The sequence below is a fragment of the Rhizobium sp. P40RR-XXII genome (assembly GCF_012641405.1).
Lineage (GTDB): Bacteria > Pseudomonadota > Alphaproteobacteria > Rhizobiales > Rhizobiaceae > Rhizobium.
The window spans coordinates 354538-368143 of sequence record NZ_JABAII010000002.1 but is presented as its reverse complement, the minus strand read 5'-3'; the positions used below and the strand labels follow the sequence as shown (position 1 = coordinate 368143).

Genomic DNA, 13606 nt, shown 5'->3' with positions numbered 1-13606 from the left:
TAGTGAAACTGGAAAGACCGCGCGGCAAGTATTTCCGTTTTTCTTCGCATCGCGAAAACGCTCTATCTTCTTCTTTCTCAACGCATTCCGGACGGAAAACCGCTGCGCATTTTTCCTGAAAATGCTCTATTCCATCGCGACGCTATGGTCGACGGCCGGAGGTGCCTTCGGCTTGCGGAGCAGCACCAATAGCGGCATGGCGAAGATCGACATCAGCATCAGCAATTTGAAGTCGTCGATATAGGCGATGACGGTTGCCTGGGTGGTGATCATGCCGTCGAGGGTCGCGCGGCCGACCGCCGTCAAGGGGCTCACTCCCTGCGCGGCCGTCGCGTCGAAATAGCGGTTGAACGGCGTCACATAGGCGGCAATGTTTGCGTGATTGACCTGCGTGTTCTCGGTGATCAGCATCGAAACGACGGAAATGCCGACGCTGGAGCCGATATTGCGCGAGAGGTTGTAAAGGCCCGTCCCCTCGCCGCGCATCTGCGCCGGCAGCGTCGCAAAGGCGATCGTCGTCAACGGCACGAAGAGGAAGCCGAGGCCGGCGCCCTGGACGAAGCCCACGGATATCAGCGTCCATTGCGAAACATCCGGTGTCCAGCCGGTCATGTCATACATGGCCCAGGCCGTCAGCGCGAGGCCGATGAACAGCAGCCAGCGCGTGTCGATCTTGCCGATCAGGCGTCCCACCAGGAACATGCAGAACATGGTGCCGAGGCCGCGCGGCCCCATAACGATGCCGGCGGTCACGACCGGATAGCCCATCAGCGTCTGCAGATAGGGCGTCATCAGCGCCAGCGAAGCCAGATAGGTCACGCCGACGATGAAGATGAACAGGATGCTGACGGCAAAGTTCTGGTCCATGAAGAGCCGCGGATTGACGAAGCTTCGCTCGGCCGTGAACATGTGAACGATGAAGAGATAGAAGGCACAGACGCAGACGAGCGCTTCGATGATGATTTCGCTCGAGTAGAACCAGTCGAGCTGCTCGCCGCGGTCGAGAAAGAGCTGTAGCGCCGCGATGGTGATCGAAAGCATGCTGAAGCCGAACCAGTCGAGCTTGGCAAGCGCATCGAGCTTGGTTTCCGTCACGTAGACGACGATGCCGAAGAAGGCGAGCGCGCCGATCGGCACGTTGATGTAGAACACCCAGCGCCAGCTGATATTGTCCGTTAGCCAGCCGCCAATGACCGGTCCCAGCACCGGACCGACCATAACCGAGACGCCGAACAGCGCCATGGCGCGGCCGCGCTCCTCGACATTGTAGATATCGAGCAGAATACCCTGCGACAGCGGTACGAGCGCGGCGCCGAACAGCCCTTGCAGCAGGCGGAACCCGACGATCTGCACCAGTGATTCCGACAGGCCGCACAGGACGGAAGCGGCGACGAAGCCGGCGATTGCGACCAGTAGGACCCGCTTGCGGCCGAATTTCGCCGAAAGGAAGCCGGAGGGCGGCGTCATGATCGCCGCCGCGACGATGTAGGACGTCAGAACCCAGTTGATCTGGTCGGCGCTGGCCGAGACGTCGCCCTGGATGTGCGGCAGCGCGACGTTGGCGATCGTGGTGTCCAGCGCCTGCATGATGACGGACAGGATGACGCAGGCGGTGATGGCGCCGCGATTGGCGACCGGCGCCGACGGTGAAGCGGTGGTAGCGTTACTCATGATCCTGACCACGGGAATGGCCCAGCAGATTGGTAATGAAATCCGGCAGGCCGCGGGCATGGCCGGTGTCGACACCGGCAACGACGCTCATCCCGACACGCAGCGGCGGTTTGCCCTGCATATCATCGATACTGATGATCATCGGAATGCGCTGCACCACCTTGACCCAGTTGCCGGTCGTGTTCTGGGCCGGGAGCAGCGAGAAGCTGGAGCCGGATGCCGGCGAGATGCTGGCGACTGTGCCCTTCCAGGTTACGTCCGGATAGGCATCGACCGAGATGTCGACCTTCTGGCCGGGGCGCACATAGGTAAGCTCGGTTTCCTTCGGGCTCGCATTGATCCACACATGGGTCGTGGAAACCAGCGAGAATCCCTGCTGCGCGGCCGTCAGATAGGCGCCGACCTGAAGCGAGGGCACGTTGGCGGTGATGCCGTCGAAGGGCGCGCGCACGACGGTATCGTCAAGCTCGCGCTGCGCATTGTCGACTGCAGCCTTGGCTTGGAGGTAAAGCGGATTTTGCTCGACGGGCAGATCGGCGGCACCTTCGCCGCCCAACTGGGCGAGCGTCGTTGCCGCCTGCGCCTGCGCGACCGATACCTTCTGCTGTGCGGCCTCGAGATTGTGCTTGGCCTCGTCGAATGCCGCCTTGGAGGCAACCGAGCTGCTGATCAGGTTCTGCTGGCGCTCGAATTCCGTCTGGAAATAGGGAATGTCGGCCTGTGCCTGGGCGATTTCGGCCAGGGCCTGCTTGTAGCTCGCCTGCAGGTTCAGGATCTGGTTCCTGGCGTTGCCAAGCTGCGCCGTTGCACCCTCCAGTGCGATCCGGAAGGAGTCAGGCTTCAGGCGAAAGAGCACCTGGCCCTTCTTCACCACCTCGTTCTCATGCACGTCGACCGAGATCACCGTGCCCGAAACGTCAGTGGAAACGCCCACCATGTCGGCCTGGATATAGGCATTGTCCGTGGACATGATCTGTCCGCCGGTGACGTAGTAATAACCGCCGATGACGAGCGCGACGGGCAGCAGTGCGAACAGGACCGGCCGCGTCAGGTTGCGGCGCTTGCGCGGCGTTTCCGGGGGCGTGACCGGGGCCGTCGCTACAGCCGCAGTGGGCTGCGGCGACGGGTTGGAGGACGGTGCCTCGGCCACTGTGGTCTCATTTTGTTCAGCGGAATTTGCGTTTGCGGGTACGCGAAGCGAGGAAGATGCGTCAGCCATGTTGTAACTCTTTGTCGACTGCCTTCGAACGGCAGGCGCTAAGCAGGTTCGATTTCATGAGGGTTAGCAATTCATGAAGGCGCTCGTGATCCTCCTGCGAGGTTCCTTCAAGCGCTTCCTTGCGTGTCTGGTCGCCCATATCGCGCATGGTATCGATCAGCGGCCGGGCTTCCACGCACAGATAGAGAAGCCAGCTCCGCCGATCGTTCGGATGCTGCCGGCGCTCCACCAGGCCGCGCTCGCTTAGCTTGTCGAGGATGCGAACCAGCGTAATCGGCTCGATCTCCAGTATTTCCGCCAGGCCGGCCTGATGGATGCCTTCGTTGTTTGCGAGGTAGGCGAGCGTCTGCCATTGCGAACGCGTCAGACCCAAATCTTTTGCGCGCTGCTCGAACCGCTTGCGAAGCAGCCTGGCAACGTCATGGAGGAGAAAACCGAGGGTGGGTGTCGAATTCATAGTATGAAAAGCCTGCTATTGATAAGCAACCTTATAATTATCGGTACGTATAGTAAGTGCCCGTGCGATACAAGAGGGCGGGCGATCAAGAAATGGCTGTGGTCGAAGATGTCGCAGGGGTGTCGCAAAGATGCCGCAGTGAGCGGCGGTTGTCTTGCGTATCGTTCAAGTCGTAACGCCCGCGCGCAGGAACGATCGTCGGCGACAGATAGGCAATTGAAAAGGCGCGGACGAATCGCCCGCGCCTTTTCGGCAGTTTCGCAGCAGAGGTGGCACGTAGGGGGCCGCCCACCCGTTGAGAGTTCGGTCCGAAGCTAGCGTCGGCTGAGAAGGCCGATAAGATAGCCGATGCCGGCTGCGGCAACGACCATGAAGATCGGCTCTTCACGAACTCTCTCGCGCAACTGCTCCGTGATCTCCTGGGCTTCCTCCGCGACGACAGATTTCGCTCCCTGCCCCACGGCTGCCATGCTCTGCGACAACCTCGAGAGATCTTCGCGTAGCGCGGCGACCTGAGCGGCAAGGTCCTCCATTGCCATTTCAGTCTGTACTCGCGCGGAAGAAGATTGGGCGGAAGCTGATTTAGTCTCTGCCATCGTGTGCTCCTTATGTCTTCTGGTTCGTAGAACGTCGCTGCCCGTCAAAGGTTCCGGCGCGCTCGCATGCTGTCCGGCGATTTCCCCAGTGGCTCTTCAATTCCGGTTCGGATTGTTCTAAGGAACTCCGATTGTTTCGCCCGCGTGCGAAGACTTGATGATGACGAGGTTTGCTTTCCGATGTTCGACGTGCTGAGAAAAATCGCCCAGACCTGGCTTGCCAAGGGCTTGTTGCTTCTTCTTGCGGCAGCCTTCGGTGTATGGGGCGTCGAGCGGTCCCTCATCTCCGGCGGCAGCAGCAATACTGTTGTCACCGTTGGCGATCAACACATCGATACCAATGAATTCCGCCTTGCCTACCGCCGCCAGATTCAGGCGATCAGCCAGCAATTGCGCATGCAGATCACGCCGGAGCAGGCCCGCGCCTTCGGCATCGGACAGCAGACGGTGGCGCAGCTCGTCGCCGGCGCCTCGCTCGACCAGCTTGCCGCCGATATGGGCCTCGGTCTTTCCCAGGACCGGCTGGCCAAGCTGATCGGCGACGATCCGGCCTTCAAGGCACCGAACGGCTCTTTCGACCGGCAGAAGTTCGACCTGCTGCTCCGCAACAGCAACATTTCGCCTGACGACTACATCAAGGAGCGCAGCAAGGTTGCGATCCGCAGCCAGATCGTCGAGGCGGTATCGAACGGCTTTACCGCACCGCAGGCCCTGGTCGACGCGGTCAAGCAATATCACGACGAGAACCGCAGCATCGATTATCTGCTGCTCACCAATGCCAACATCGACCCCGTCAAGGCGCCGGCCGACGATGTCCTGCAGAAGTGGTTCGACGGCGTGAAATCGAAGTATCGCGCTCCAGAATATCGCAAGTTCGGCTATGTGAAACTGCAGGCCGAGGATATCGCCGATCGGGCGAGCGTGTCCGACGACGAGGTGCGCGCGCAATTCGACAAGCGCAAGGACAGCTTCACGACGCCGGCGACGCGCACGATCGAGCAGCTGACCTTCGCCAACAAGGATCTCGCCAGCGCCGCGGCCGAAGCTCTGAAGACCGGAACGACCTTCGACCAGCTGGTCTCCGATCAGGGCAAGAAGCCCTCGGATGTGCTGCTCGGCACCTTCACCAAGGACCAGGTTCCGGACAAGACCGTGGCCGAAGCCGCCTTTGCCGTCACCAAGGAAGGCGGCACGAGCCCCGTCGTCGACGGTTCGTTCGGCCCGGTCATCCTGCGCGTGACCAACGTGAAAAATGAAACCGCGAAGAATTTCGACGAGGTCAAAGAAGATATCCGCAAGCAGATTGCGCTCAGCAACGCCGCCAACGAAATCACCAGCGTCCACGACAAGTTCGAGGACCTGCGTGGCTCCGGCGCATCGCTGCAGGAAGCAGCATCGCAGCTGAAGCTGAAACTGGTCACTATCGATGCAATCGACCAGACCGGCCTCGATCAGAATGGCAGCGAGGTCAAGGACCTGCCGGCACGCCAGCAGCTGCTTCCGGAAGTTTTCAAGGCCGATCAGGGTGGCAACCCGGCGCCGCTGACGGTCGGAAACGACGGCTATATCTGGTACGATGTGACGAATATCACGCCCGATCACGACCGCCCGCTTGCGGAAGTGCGCGAAAAGGCCGTTGCCGATTGGACTGCCGAACAGCAGAAGATCGCGCTCGCCGCCAAGGCGGCCGAGCTGAAGCAGGAAGCACAGAAAGGCAAGTCGCTTGCCGACATCGCCGCGCCGCTCGGCATCGCCGTCGAAAACAAGACCGGCATCAAGCGCTCGACCGACGATCCTGTTCTGGGCCGTGGCGGCATCGCAGCCACCTTCTCCGGCCCGGTCGACGCAGTCGCCAACGCCGTCGGCGCCGACGATACGACGCAGATCCTGCTGAAGGTCACCGATGTCAACGACAATCCGACCACGGATGCGCTGAGCAACGACGATCAACAGGTCGCGCAGATCGCCAACGCCGCCGGCGACGACATACTCGATCAGATGGTCAGCCAGCTGCAGGGCAAATATACCGTCACGGTCAACCAGAGCCTCGCCGAACAGGCGATGTCACGCTAGGCCCGGTCGGGAGGATGGATAGCCGATGAGCGAATTGAAGCCTTTCCTCGCCAAGGTCGCCAATCGCGAGGCATTGACGCGGGACGAAGCCAGGCAGGCATTCGAAATCCTGATGTCGGGTGAGGCCACGCCGTCTCAGATCGGCGCATTTCTGATGGCTCTGCGGGTGCGCGGCGAAACCGTCGACGAGATCGTCGGCGCGGTGACCACGATGCGCGCCAAGATGCTGCCGGTGAAAGCCCCGGCTGATGCCATCGATATCGTCGGCACGGGCGGCGATGGCGTCGGCACCTACAATATCTCGACGCTGGCGGCATTCATCGTTGCCGGCGCGGGCGTGCCAGTTGCCAAGCACGGCAATCGCGCTCAAAGCTCAAAGGCCGGCACCGCCGATACGCAATCTGTATTGGGCATCAAGCTCGATATCGGGCCGGAGACGATCGCCCGCTGCATTCGCGAAGCCGGCATCGGCTTCATGTTCGCGCAGCTGCACCATTCGTCGATGCGCCATGTCGGCCCTTCGCGCGTCGAGCTCGGCACGCGGACGATCTTCAACCTCCTTGGCCCACTTTCGAACCCGGCCGGTGCGCGCCGGCAGTTGCTGGGCGTCTTCGCGCCGCAATGGGTACTGCCTCTGGCCGAGGTTCTGAGGGATCTCGACGCGGAAAGCGTCTGGGTCGTGCACGGCGACGGTCTGGACGAGATCACGACGACCGGCAAGACCTCCGTCGCCGCGCTTGAGAATGGCAAGATCCGCACCTTTGAACTGACGCCGGCCGACTTCGGCCTGCAGCATGCCGACCTTGCCGACCTCAAGGGCGGAGACGGCGTTGCCAATGCGGCGGCGCTGCGGGGCGTGCTCGGCGGCGCAAAGAATGCCTATCGCGACATCGCGCTCGCCAATGCCGCCGCATCGCTGGTTATTGCCGGCAAGTCGGAAACGCTCCATGATGGCATGAAGCTCGCTGCGCATTCGCTCGACAGCGGCGCCACAGCCGTTGCATTGGAAAAGCTCGTTGCCATTTCCAACGAGGAAGCAGAGGACTAGGACGTCATGCCCGATATCCTTCAAAAGATCGAGGCCTATAAGCGCGAGGAGATCGCCGCTGCCAAGGCCAAGCTCTCTCTTGCCGATCTCAAGGCGATGCAGGCCGAGCAATCCGCGCCGCGCGGTTTCCACAGGGCGCTCCTCGCCAAGAAGGATGCCGGCGCTTTCGGACTGATAGCCGAGATCAAGAAGGCGAGCCCCTCGAAGGGCCTGATCCGCCCGGATTTCGACCCGCCTGCCCTCGCCAAGGCCTATGAAGCGGGCGGAGCTGCCTGTCTTTCTGTGCTGACCGACACGCCGAGCTTCCAGGGCGCTCCGGAATTCCTGACGGCTGCCCGCGCCGCCTGCTCGCTGCCGGCGCTGCGCAAGGATTTCATGTTCGATACCTATCAGGTGCAGGAAGCCCGCGCCTGGGGTGCCGACTGCATCCTGCTGATCATGGCGTCGCTTTCCGATGATGATGCCGAGCGTCTTCAGGACGAGGCGTTCGGCCTCGACATGGATGTGCTGGTCGAGGTTCACGATGCGGAGGAGATGGAGCGCGCGCTGAAGCTGTCGTCGCCGCTGATCGGCATCAACAACCGCAATCTGCGCACCTTCGAGATTAGCCTCGCGGTCAGCGAAAACCTGGCTGCCATGGTTCCCGAGGGCCGGCTGCTGGTCGGCGAAAGCGGTATCTTCACCCATGCCGATTGCACGCGCCTCGAATCAGTCGGCATCACCACTTTCCTCGTCGGTGAAAGCCTGATGCGCAAGGATGATGTGACGGCGGCGACGAAGCTGCTGCTGAACGGCGAAACCGGCATTCTGGCGGCCGAGTGAAATGAGCACTGAGAAGGCCGGTCTTACTCATATCGACGCTTCCGGCGAAGCGCATATGGTCGACGTCGGCGACAAGGCGGAGACTGCGCGCAGCGCCACGGCCGCCGGTTACGTCAGAATGAAGCCGGAGACATTGACGCTGATTCGTGACGGCAACGCCAAGAAGGGCGATGTCATCGGCACGGCGCGGCTTGCCGGCATCATGGCGGCGAAACAGACGAGCAATCTCATTCCACTCTGCCACCCCCTCATGCTGACGAAGGTTGCCGTCGATATCGAGGAGGATGCCGCCCTGCCCGGCCTGCGCGTCACGGCGACGACAAAGCTGACCGGCCGCACCGGCGTCGAAATGGAAGCGCTGACGGCAGTCTCCGTCGCCTGCCTGACGATCTATGACATGGCCAAGGCCGTCGATCGGGGCATGGAAATCGGCGGAATCACACTGTTGGAGAAATCAGGCGGCAAATCCGGAGATTTCCGCCATCCCGAGGCATGACAGATGAGCCTATTGCCCGTTGCCGAAGCGCAAGCGCGCTTGTTGGATAGTGCCGCGCCGATCCATCGCCTTGAGAGCGTTCCGCTCGATGTGGCTGAGGGCCGGGTCTTAGCCGCTGATTTGACCGCCCGCCTTACCCAGCCCCCTTTCGATGCTTCGGCGATGGACGGCTATGCGTTGCGCTTCGACGATGCGGCAACGCCGGGTTCGGAGCTGCGGGTCACCGGCGCCTCCGCTGCCGGTCATGCCTTCGAAGGAATCGTCGGCAAGGGCGAAACGGTTCGCATCTTCACCGGCGCACCCGTTCCAGCGGGTGCCGATTCGGTACTCCTGCAGGAAGATGCCGAGCGCCTGGAAGGCGATGGTATCCGCACGACCTATCCCCTGCGCAAAGGGCAGCATATACGCCCGCGCGGCCAGGATTTCCTGGAAGGCGAAGCTGTGCTTCCCGCCGGTACGGTCATGGATTTCTCTCGGCTCACCGTCGCTGCGGCCATGAACCATCCGGCATTGGATGTCTATCGTCGGCCGCTGGTGGCGATTCTCGCGACAGGTGACGAGCTTGTGACCCCCGGCAATGAACCAGGCCCTTCGCAGATCATCGCTTCGAACACATTCGGCATCGCCGCGCTCGCCCGTAATGCCGGCGCCCATGTGCTTGATCTCGGCATCGTCGCCGACGACAGCGACGAGATCACCGCTGCCATCGGCCGTGCGCAGGTGGCCAAGGCCGATATCATCGTCACGCTCGGCGGCGCCTCGGTTGGCGATCACGACCTGGTGCGAGCGACGATGATCGCTGCGGGCATGAAACTGGATTTCTGGCGCATCGCCATGCGTCCCGGCAAGCCTTTGATGGTCGGTAGCCTCGGCGAGATGCATGTCCTCGGCCTTCCCGGCAACCCCGTTTCCAGCCTCGTCTGCGGCCTGCTTTTTCTTGAGCCGTTGATAAGAAAGCTTGCATCCTTGCCGCCGCTCAAGCGTGAGGGAGTAGCGCGCGCTGCCGTGACCTTTGCGGCGAACGATCAGCGCCAGGACTATGTCCGCGCGACCCTGACGAAGGCTGACGACGGCGGCTGGCTCGCCGAACCGTTCTCGAAGCAGGATTCGTCGATGATGAAGGTCTTTTCGCGCGCCGACTGTCTGGTCGTCCGCCCGCCACACGCATCGCAGCTTGAAGTGGGCTCGCCCACGCCGGTCATATTGCTGCGGCCGAACCTTTTGGATTGAGCTGGGCAGGCAAAAGCCGGGAGGTTTGACCCACCCGGCTCGCAATCATCAGATCGATAGGCCAGTTAATTACTTCGCCGGCTTCTCGTGGTGGCCGCCGAAGCCGGCGCGCATGGCGGAGAGAACCTTGTTGGCGTAATCGTCATTGCCGCGCGAGGCGAAGCGGCCGTAAAGCGCTGCGCTGAGCACCGGGGTCGGAACGCCCTCGTCGATAGCAGCCGAGATCGTCCAGCGGCCTTCGCCGGAATCGGAAACGCGGCCGGCATATTGCGAGAGCGCTGCGTCGCCATGCAGGGCGTCGGCGGTGAGGTCGAGCAGCCAGGAGGTGATCACGCTGCCGCGGCGCCAGACTTCGGAGATTTCAGCGATGTCGAGATCATACTGGTAGTATTGCGGATGCGAGAGCGGCGCTGTTTCGGCGTCTTTCTCGGCGGTCTGCTTGCCGATATTGGCATGATGCAGCACGTTCAGGCCTTCGGCATAGGCAGCCATCAGTCCGTATTCGATGCCGTTATGGACCATCTTGACGAAGTGGCCGGCGCCGGACGGGCCGCAATGCAGATAGCCCTGCTCCGCCGTGCTGTTCTTGGAGGCCTCTTCGGAGCGCATCTTCGACGGAGCTACGTCGCCGACACCCGGAGCAAGCGTTGCGAAGATCGGCGAGAGATGCTCGACCGTTTCTTTCTCGCCGCCGATCATCAGGCAATAGCCGCGCTCGAGGCCGAAGACGCCGCCGCTGGTGCCGACGTCGACATAATGTATGCCTTTGGGCTTCAACTCTTCGGCACGGCGGATGTCGTCATGGTAATAGGAGTTGCCGCCGTCGATGACGATGTCGCCCTCCTCGAGAAGCGGAGCGATCGCCGCCAGCTCCTGATCGACGATCGCGGCCGGCAGCATCAGCCAGACGACGCGCGGCTTCGCGAGCTTCGATACGAAATCGGCGAGCGACTTGCTGCCGGTGGCGCCGAGCTGTTCAAGCCCCGCAATGCTTTCGGGACGCGCATCGAAAACAACCGCGCTGTGACCGCCCCTCATCAGGCGCTGCACCATGTTGTTGCCCATACGGCCGAGGCCAATCATACCGATTTGCATATTTCAGTCTCCTAGGACGGTTTTAATCGTTTTGAGTACTCAATAAAGACATTTGGCAATCTTTTCCAATGAACAAATGACGGGCGAGCTATGCGCTGGCTCGGCAGCACGGAAAAATTCGCACGTTCACGCATCTGTGATATCGCCAGCCGAAACCTCCCGCTTTTTGCGATGATCACGCTTTGCCGGTCTTGAGGAAAGCTGTATTTTGCCCCTCTGTTCGCGTTGATCGATTTAGCATCGATCCCGCTCTTTGCACATTCTCTTTAGGCCGACGCTCGCCGTGGAGCGTCAAAGGAGGCATATGGCTGCGTCTCTGAAACTTCCGCTCATTCCCGCCGCGTTCTTCGGTATGGTTCTAGGGCTTTCCGGCCTCGCCAATGCCTGGCGGGTCGGTGCCCGCATCTGGCAATTGCCGACGGTCGTTGGAGAAGCGCTGACCTTCGTCAGCCTCGCCGTCTGGCTGGTCTTGATCGTGCTTTATGCGCTGAAATGGATGGTCGCGCGCGACGAAGCCCTCAAGGAGGTGGCGCATCCCGTTCAGTGCTGCTTCATCGGCCTAGTTGGTGTAGCGACCATGCTGGTCGCCGGAGGGCTGTTGCCCTATTCGCGCATCGGTGCCGAAACCATATTCCTGCTTGGCGCCGTCTATACGCTCGCATTCTCCGTCTGGCGTACCGGCGGTCTCTGGCAGGGTGAGCGCGACATCGCCACGACGACCGCCGTGCTCTACCTGCCGAGTGTCGCGGGAAGCTTCGTCACCGCCATCGTCGGCGCAGCCCTCGGTTTTCCCGAATGGGCTCAGCTTTTCTTCGGCGCCGGTTTCTTTGCCTGGCTTGCCATCGAGTCGGCATTGCTGCACCGCCTGTTGACGGGACCGGCACTGGCTCCGCCGCTGAGGCCGACCCTTGGAATTCAATTGGCGCCGCCGGCCGTCGGTGCGCTCGCCTATATCAGCGTTACGAAAGGCTCTCCCGACATGCTGGTGCATGCCATGATCGGCTATGGCCTGCTGCAGGCCCTGATCATGCTGCGCCTCCTACCCTGGATCGCCAAGGAAGGCTTCAGTCCTGCCTATTGGGCTTTCACCTTCGGTGCGACAGCACTGGCGACCGCTCCCATGCGGCTGGTCGAGCGCGGCGATGTCGGGCCGGTCACGCAGCTCGCGCCGATGCTCTTTGTTGTTGCCAACCTCGTCGTCGCTCTGATCGCACTGGCAACGATCTGGATGATTGCCAACCGCAGGCTGGCGATCGGCTGGGTCGAACTTGCCGACCGCGACGCCGGTGCGGTCGGCCAGGGTTAGGGAAGCTCAAGAACGCTATTGGGAGGACGGCATGCTTGACCATATGACGATCGGCGTTCTCGATGTGGAACGTTCGAAAATATTCTACGACGCGGCATTGCGCCCTCTCGGTATCGAACGTCTTTACTCGGAAGGCGAAACCTTTGCGGGCTATGGCGCGAAACCGAAGGCATTCTTCTGGATCGGCCAGCGTAATTCACCGCAGACAAGCGCGCATATAGCCTTCGCTACCGGCAGCAGGAAGATTGTCGATGAATTTCACCAAGCGGCCCTTGCGGCCGGCGGCATCGATAACGGCGCTCCCGGGCTTCGTCCTCACTATCACGAGAACTACTATGGCGCCTTCATCCTCGATCCGGATGGCCACAACATCGAAGCCGTTTGTCACTTGCCGGTGAGCTGAGTGGCGACGCCGCATTCCTGGTAAAATCACTATACCGGCGGGCCGACATAGCGCGCACGCGGCCGGATCAATCGGCCGCTGGTCGCCTGCTCCATGGCATGTGCGAGCCAGCCCACCGTCCGCGCCAGCGCGAAGATGATCAACGGCGCATCCTCCGGGAGATGATAGGCATGGGTCATCGCCGTCAGAGCGAAGTCAACATTGACGCGTTCGCCGACCAGCTGTTCGCCGGCATCGCGAACCCCAGCAAATAACGGTGGAAGCGTAAAGCAGCGCAGCAGCGCCTCGGCACGGATATCGACATCCGGATAAAGCTGATGGCCGAAGGCCGGCAATGCTCGGCCCTCCGAGAGATAGCCGCGAACCGCCTCCTCCGCGCCCGTCACGGCCGCCCGGGCGATCAGCGAGCGCACGCTTTGCCATGCGCCGCCGTGCAAAGGACCCGTCAGCGTGGAAAGGCCGGACAAAGCGGCGGCGGATAATGTCGCTCCCGCGGACGCCGTGATCCGTGCGGTGAAGGTCGAAGCATTCAATTCATGATCGGTGAGCAGCACGAGGCTGCGGCGTATCAGATCGCTCGCATCGGGACGATTCCAGGCGGCGGCAAGACGTCGATGCAGCGGTTCGTCCCATGCGCCGGGGGCCAAGGCTTCGGCCACGGTGTCGAATACGCTCTCCGCCTCCTTCTGCAGGGCTGGAAGCGAGCGTCCAAGTGACGGCAGGTCGCCCATTATGCGCTCGGCAAGGGCAGAGAAAGCAGCATTCAACGAGGGAGGTCTTGGCCGCGCCTCGTTTTGCTCAAAGCGTAACGGCCGCTTCATGTCCCAAAGCAACAGCGCGACGTCCTCCAGAGCAGCGCTTTCGGCAAGCAATGCCGCATCCCTGCCGCGATAGAAGAGCCTGCCGTTCGAAACCGTCGACAGCGCCGATGGCAAGACCGGATCGCCCCATTGAATGGCTTCGGCCGCCACTGCCTCCGTCTTGCGCCGGCCGGCATGGCGGGTGACCAGTCGCTTCACGTCGTCGGTAAAATAGAGGCTGCGCCGCGTATCGGCGGGATCCGGCTTCGCACGAATGCGACCGCGGCTGACATTGGCGTATAGCGTCTGTGGTTTCGTTCCCAGCAGGCTCAGCGCCTGCTCCGCCGTCAGCCAGCTCATCATCCCTCACATTGATCAATTGCGTCAAGA

At 61.8% G+C, this 13606-nt stretch carries 13 protein-coding genes; 7 read left to right on the top strand and 6 right to left on the bottom strand.

Going from position 1 to position 13606, the window contains the following annotated elements:
- Positions 1–126: 126 nt before the first annotated feature.
- The 4 genes from HGP16_RS05075 to HGP16_RS05060 all read right to left on the bottom strand — a co-directional run bounded on the left by HGP16_RS05075 (position 127) and on the right by HGP16_RS05060 (position 3943).
- Positions 127–1671, bottom strand: coding sequence for a DHA2 family efflux MFS transporter permease subunit (locus HGP16_RS05075; protein WP_168838921.1), 1545 nt, complete (start codon positions 1669–1671; stop codon positions 127–129).
- Complete coding sequence (locus HGP16_RS05070) at positions 1664–2890, bottom strand: HlyD family secretion protein (protein WP_168838920.1); 1227 nt, start codon at positions 2888–2890, stop codon at positions 1664–1666. Before HGP16_RS05070 ends, HGP16_RS05075 begins: the two co-directional genes overlap by 8 nt.
- Positions 2883–3347, bottom strand: coding sequence for a MarR family winged helix-turn-helix transcriptional regulator (locus HGP16_RS05065; RefSeq protein WP_168838919.1), 465 nt, complete (start codon positions 3345–3347; stop codon positions 2883–2885). The genes HGP16_RS05070 and HGP16_RS05065 overlap by 8 nt, the downstream gene beginning before the upstream one ends.
- Before the next feature lie 314 nt (positions 3348–3661).
- Positions 3662–3943: a hypothetical protein gene (locus HGP16_RS05060; RefSeq protein ID WP_168838918.1), complete on the bottom strand. Its 282-nt coding sequence runs from the start codon at positions 3941–3943 to the stop codon at positions 3662–3664.
- Positions 3944–4123: 180 nt separating this feature from the next.
- Here HGP16_RS05060 and HGP16_RS05055 point away from each other — a divergent pair, with 180 nt between their 5' ends.
- From HGP16_RS05055 to glp, 5 genes are read left to right on the top strand one after another with little or no spacing between them, the layout of a single operon-like run.
- Positions 4124–6016, top strand: a complete 1893-nt coding sequence (locus tag HGP16_RS05055; RefSeq protein ID WP_168838917.1) for a peptidylprolyl isomerase — start codon at positions 4124–4126, stop codon at positions 6014–6016.
- A 25-nt stretch (positions 6017–6041) separates the two neighbouring features.
- Entirely contained in the window at positions 6042–7064 is a 1023-nt protein-coding gene (gene trpD, locus HGP16_RS05050) for an anthranilate phosphoribosyltransferase (RefSeq protein ID WP_168838916.1), read from the top strand.
- 6 nt (positions 7065–7070) lie between these two features.
- Positions 7071–7886, top strand: coding sequence for an indole-3-glycerol phosphate synthase TrpC (gene trpC / locus HGP16_RS05045; protein ID WP_168838915.1), 816 nt, complete (start codon positions 7071–7073; stop codon positions 7884–7886).
- A 1-nt stretch (position 7887) separates the two neighbouring features.
- Entirely contained in the window at positions 7888–8382 is a 495-nt protein-coding gene (gene moaC / locus HGP16_RS05040) for a cyclic pyranopterin monophosphate synthase MoaC (RefSeq protein WP_168838914.1), read from the top strand.
- 3 nt (positions 8383–8385) lie between these two features.
- Positions 8386–9612, top strand: a complete 1227-nt coding sequence (gene glp / locus HGP16_RS05035) for a gephyrin-like molybdotransferase Glp (RefSeq protein WP_168838913.1) — start codon at positions 8386–8388, stop codon at positions 9610–9612.
- Between the two features lie 69 nt (positions 9613–9681).
- Here glp and gnd read toward each other — a convergent pair whose 3' ends face one another.
- Positions 9682–10707: a phosphogluconate dehydrogenase (NAD(+)-dependent, decarboxylating) gene (gene gnd / locus HGP16_RS05030; protein WP_168838912.1), complete on the bottom strand. Its 1026-nt coding sequence runs from the start codon at positions 10705–10707 to the stop codon at positions 9682–9684.
- 304 nt (positions 10708–11011) lie between these two features.
- On the opposite strand from gnd, the gene tehA reads away from it, so the two are divergent.
- Entirely contained in the window at positions 11012–12013 is a 1002-nt protein-coding gene (gene tehA, locus HGP16_RS05025; RefSeq protein ID WP_168838911.1) for a dicarboxylate transporter/tellurite-resistance protein TehA, read from the top strand.
- Between the two features lie 31 nt (positions 12014–12044).
- Positions 12045–12416, top strand: a complete 372-nt coding sequence (locus HGP16_RS05020) for a VOC family protein (protein ID WP_168838910.1) — start codon at positions 12045–12047, stop codon at positions 12414–12416.
- 29 nt (positions 12417–12445) lie between these two features.
- Here the strand turns inward: HGP16_RS05020 and HGP16_RS05015 are convergent, their stop codons facing one another.
- Entirely contained in the window at positions 12446–13576 is a 1131-nt protein-coding gene (locus HGP16_RS05015) for a citrate synthase (RefSeq protein WP_168838909.1), read from the bottom strand.
- Positions 13577–13606: the final 30 nt, after the last annotated feature.

Excerpts from the sequence above, each read along its gene's own strand:
- glp (WP_168838913.1), top strand. The coding sequence starts at position 8,386 with ATGAGCCTATTGCCCGTTGCCGAAGCGCAAGCGCGCTTGTTGGATAGT.
- HGP16_RS05065 (WP_168838919.1), bottom strand. The coding sequence starts at position 3,347 with ATGAATTCGACACCCACCCTCGGTTTTCTCCTCCATGACGTTGCCAGG.
- HGP16_RS05060 (WP_168838918.1), bottom strand. The coding sequence starts at position 3,943 with ATGGCAGAGACTAAATCAGCTTCCGCCCAATCTTCTTCCGCGCGAGTA.
- HGP16_RS05015 (WP_168838909.1), bottom strand. The coding sequence starts at position 13,576 with ATGAGCTGGCTGACGGCGGAGCAGGCGCTGAGCCTGCTGGGAACGAAA.
- gnd (WP_168838912.1), bottom strand. The coding sequence starts at position 10,707 with ATGCAAATCGGTATGATTGGCCTCGGCCGTATGGGCAACAACATGGTG.
- trpD (WP_168838916.1), top strand. The coding sequence starts at position 6,042 with ATGAGCGAATTGAAGCCTTTCCTCGCCAAGGTCGCCAATCGCGAGGCA.
- tehA (WP_168838911.1), top strand. The coding sequence starts at position 11,012 with ATGGCTGCGTCTCTGAAACTTCCGCTCATTCCCGCCGCGTTCTTCGGT.
- HGP16_RS05075 (WP_168838921.1), bottom strand. The coding sequence starts at position 1,671 with ATGAGTAACGCTACCACCGCTTCACCGTCGGCGCCGGTCGCCAATCGC.
- HGP16_RS05070 (WP_168838920.1), bottom strand. The coding sequence starts at position 2,890 with ATGGCTGACGCATCTTCCTCGCTTCGCGTACCCGCAAACGCAAATTCC.
- HGP16_RS05055 (WP_168838917.1), top strand. The coding sequence starts at position 4,124 with ATGTTCGACGTGCTGAGAAAAATCGCCCAGACCTGGCTTGCCAAGGGC.
- trpC (WP_168838915.1), top strand. The coding sequence starts at position 7,071 with ATGCCCGATATCCTTCAAAAGATCGAGGCCTATAAGCGCGAGGAGATC.
- moaC (WP_168838914.1), top strand. The coding sequence starts at position 7,888 with ATGAGCACTGAGAAGGCCGGTCTTACTCATATCGACGCTTCCGGCGAA.
- HGP16_RS05020 (WP_168838910.1), top strand. The coding sequence starts at position 12,045 with ATGCTTGACCATATGACGATCGGCGTTCTCGATGTGGAACGTTCGAAA.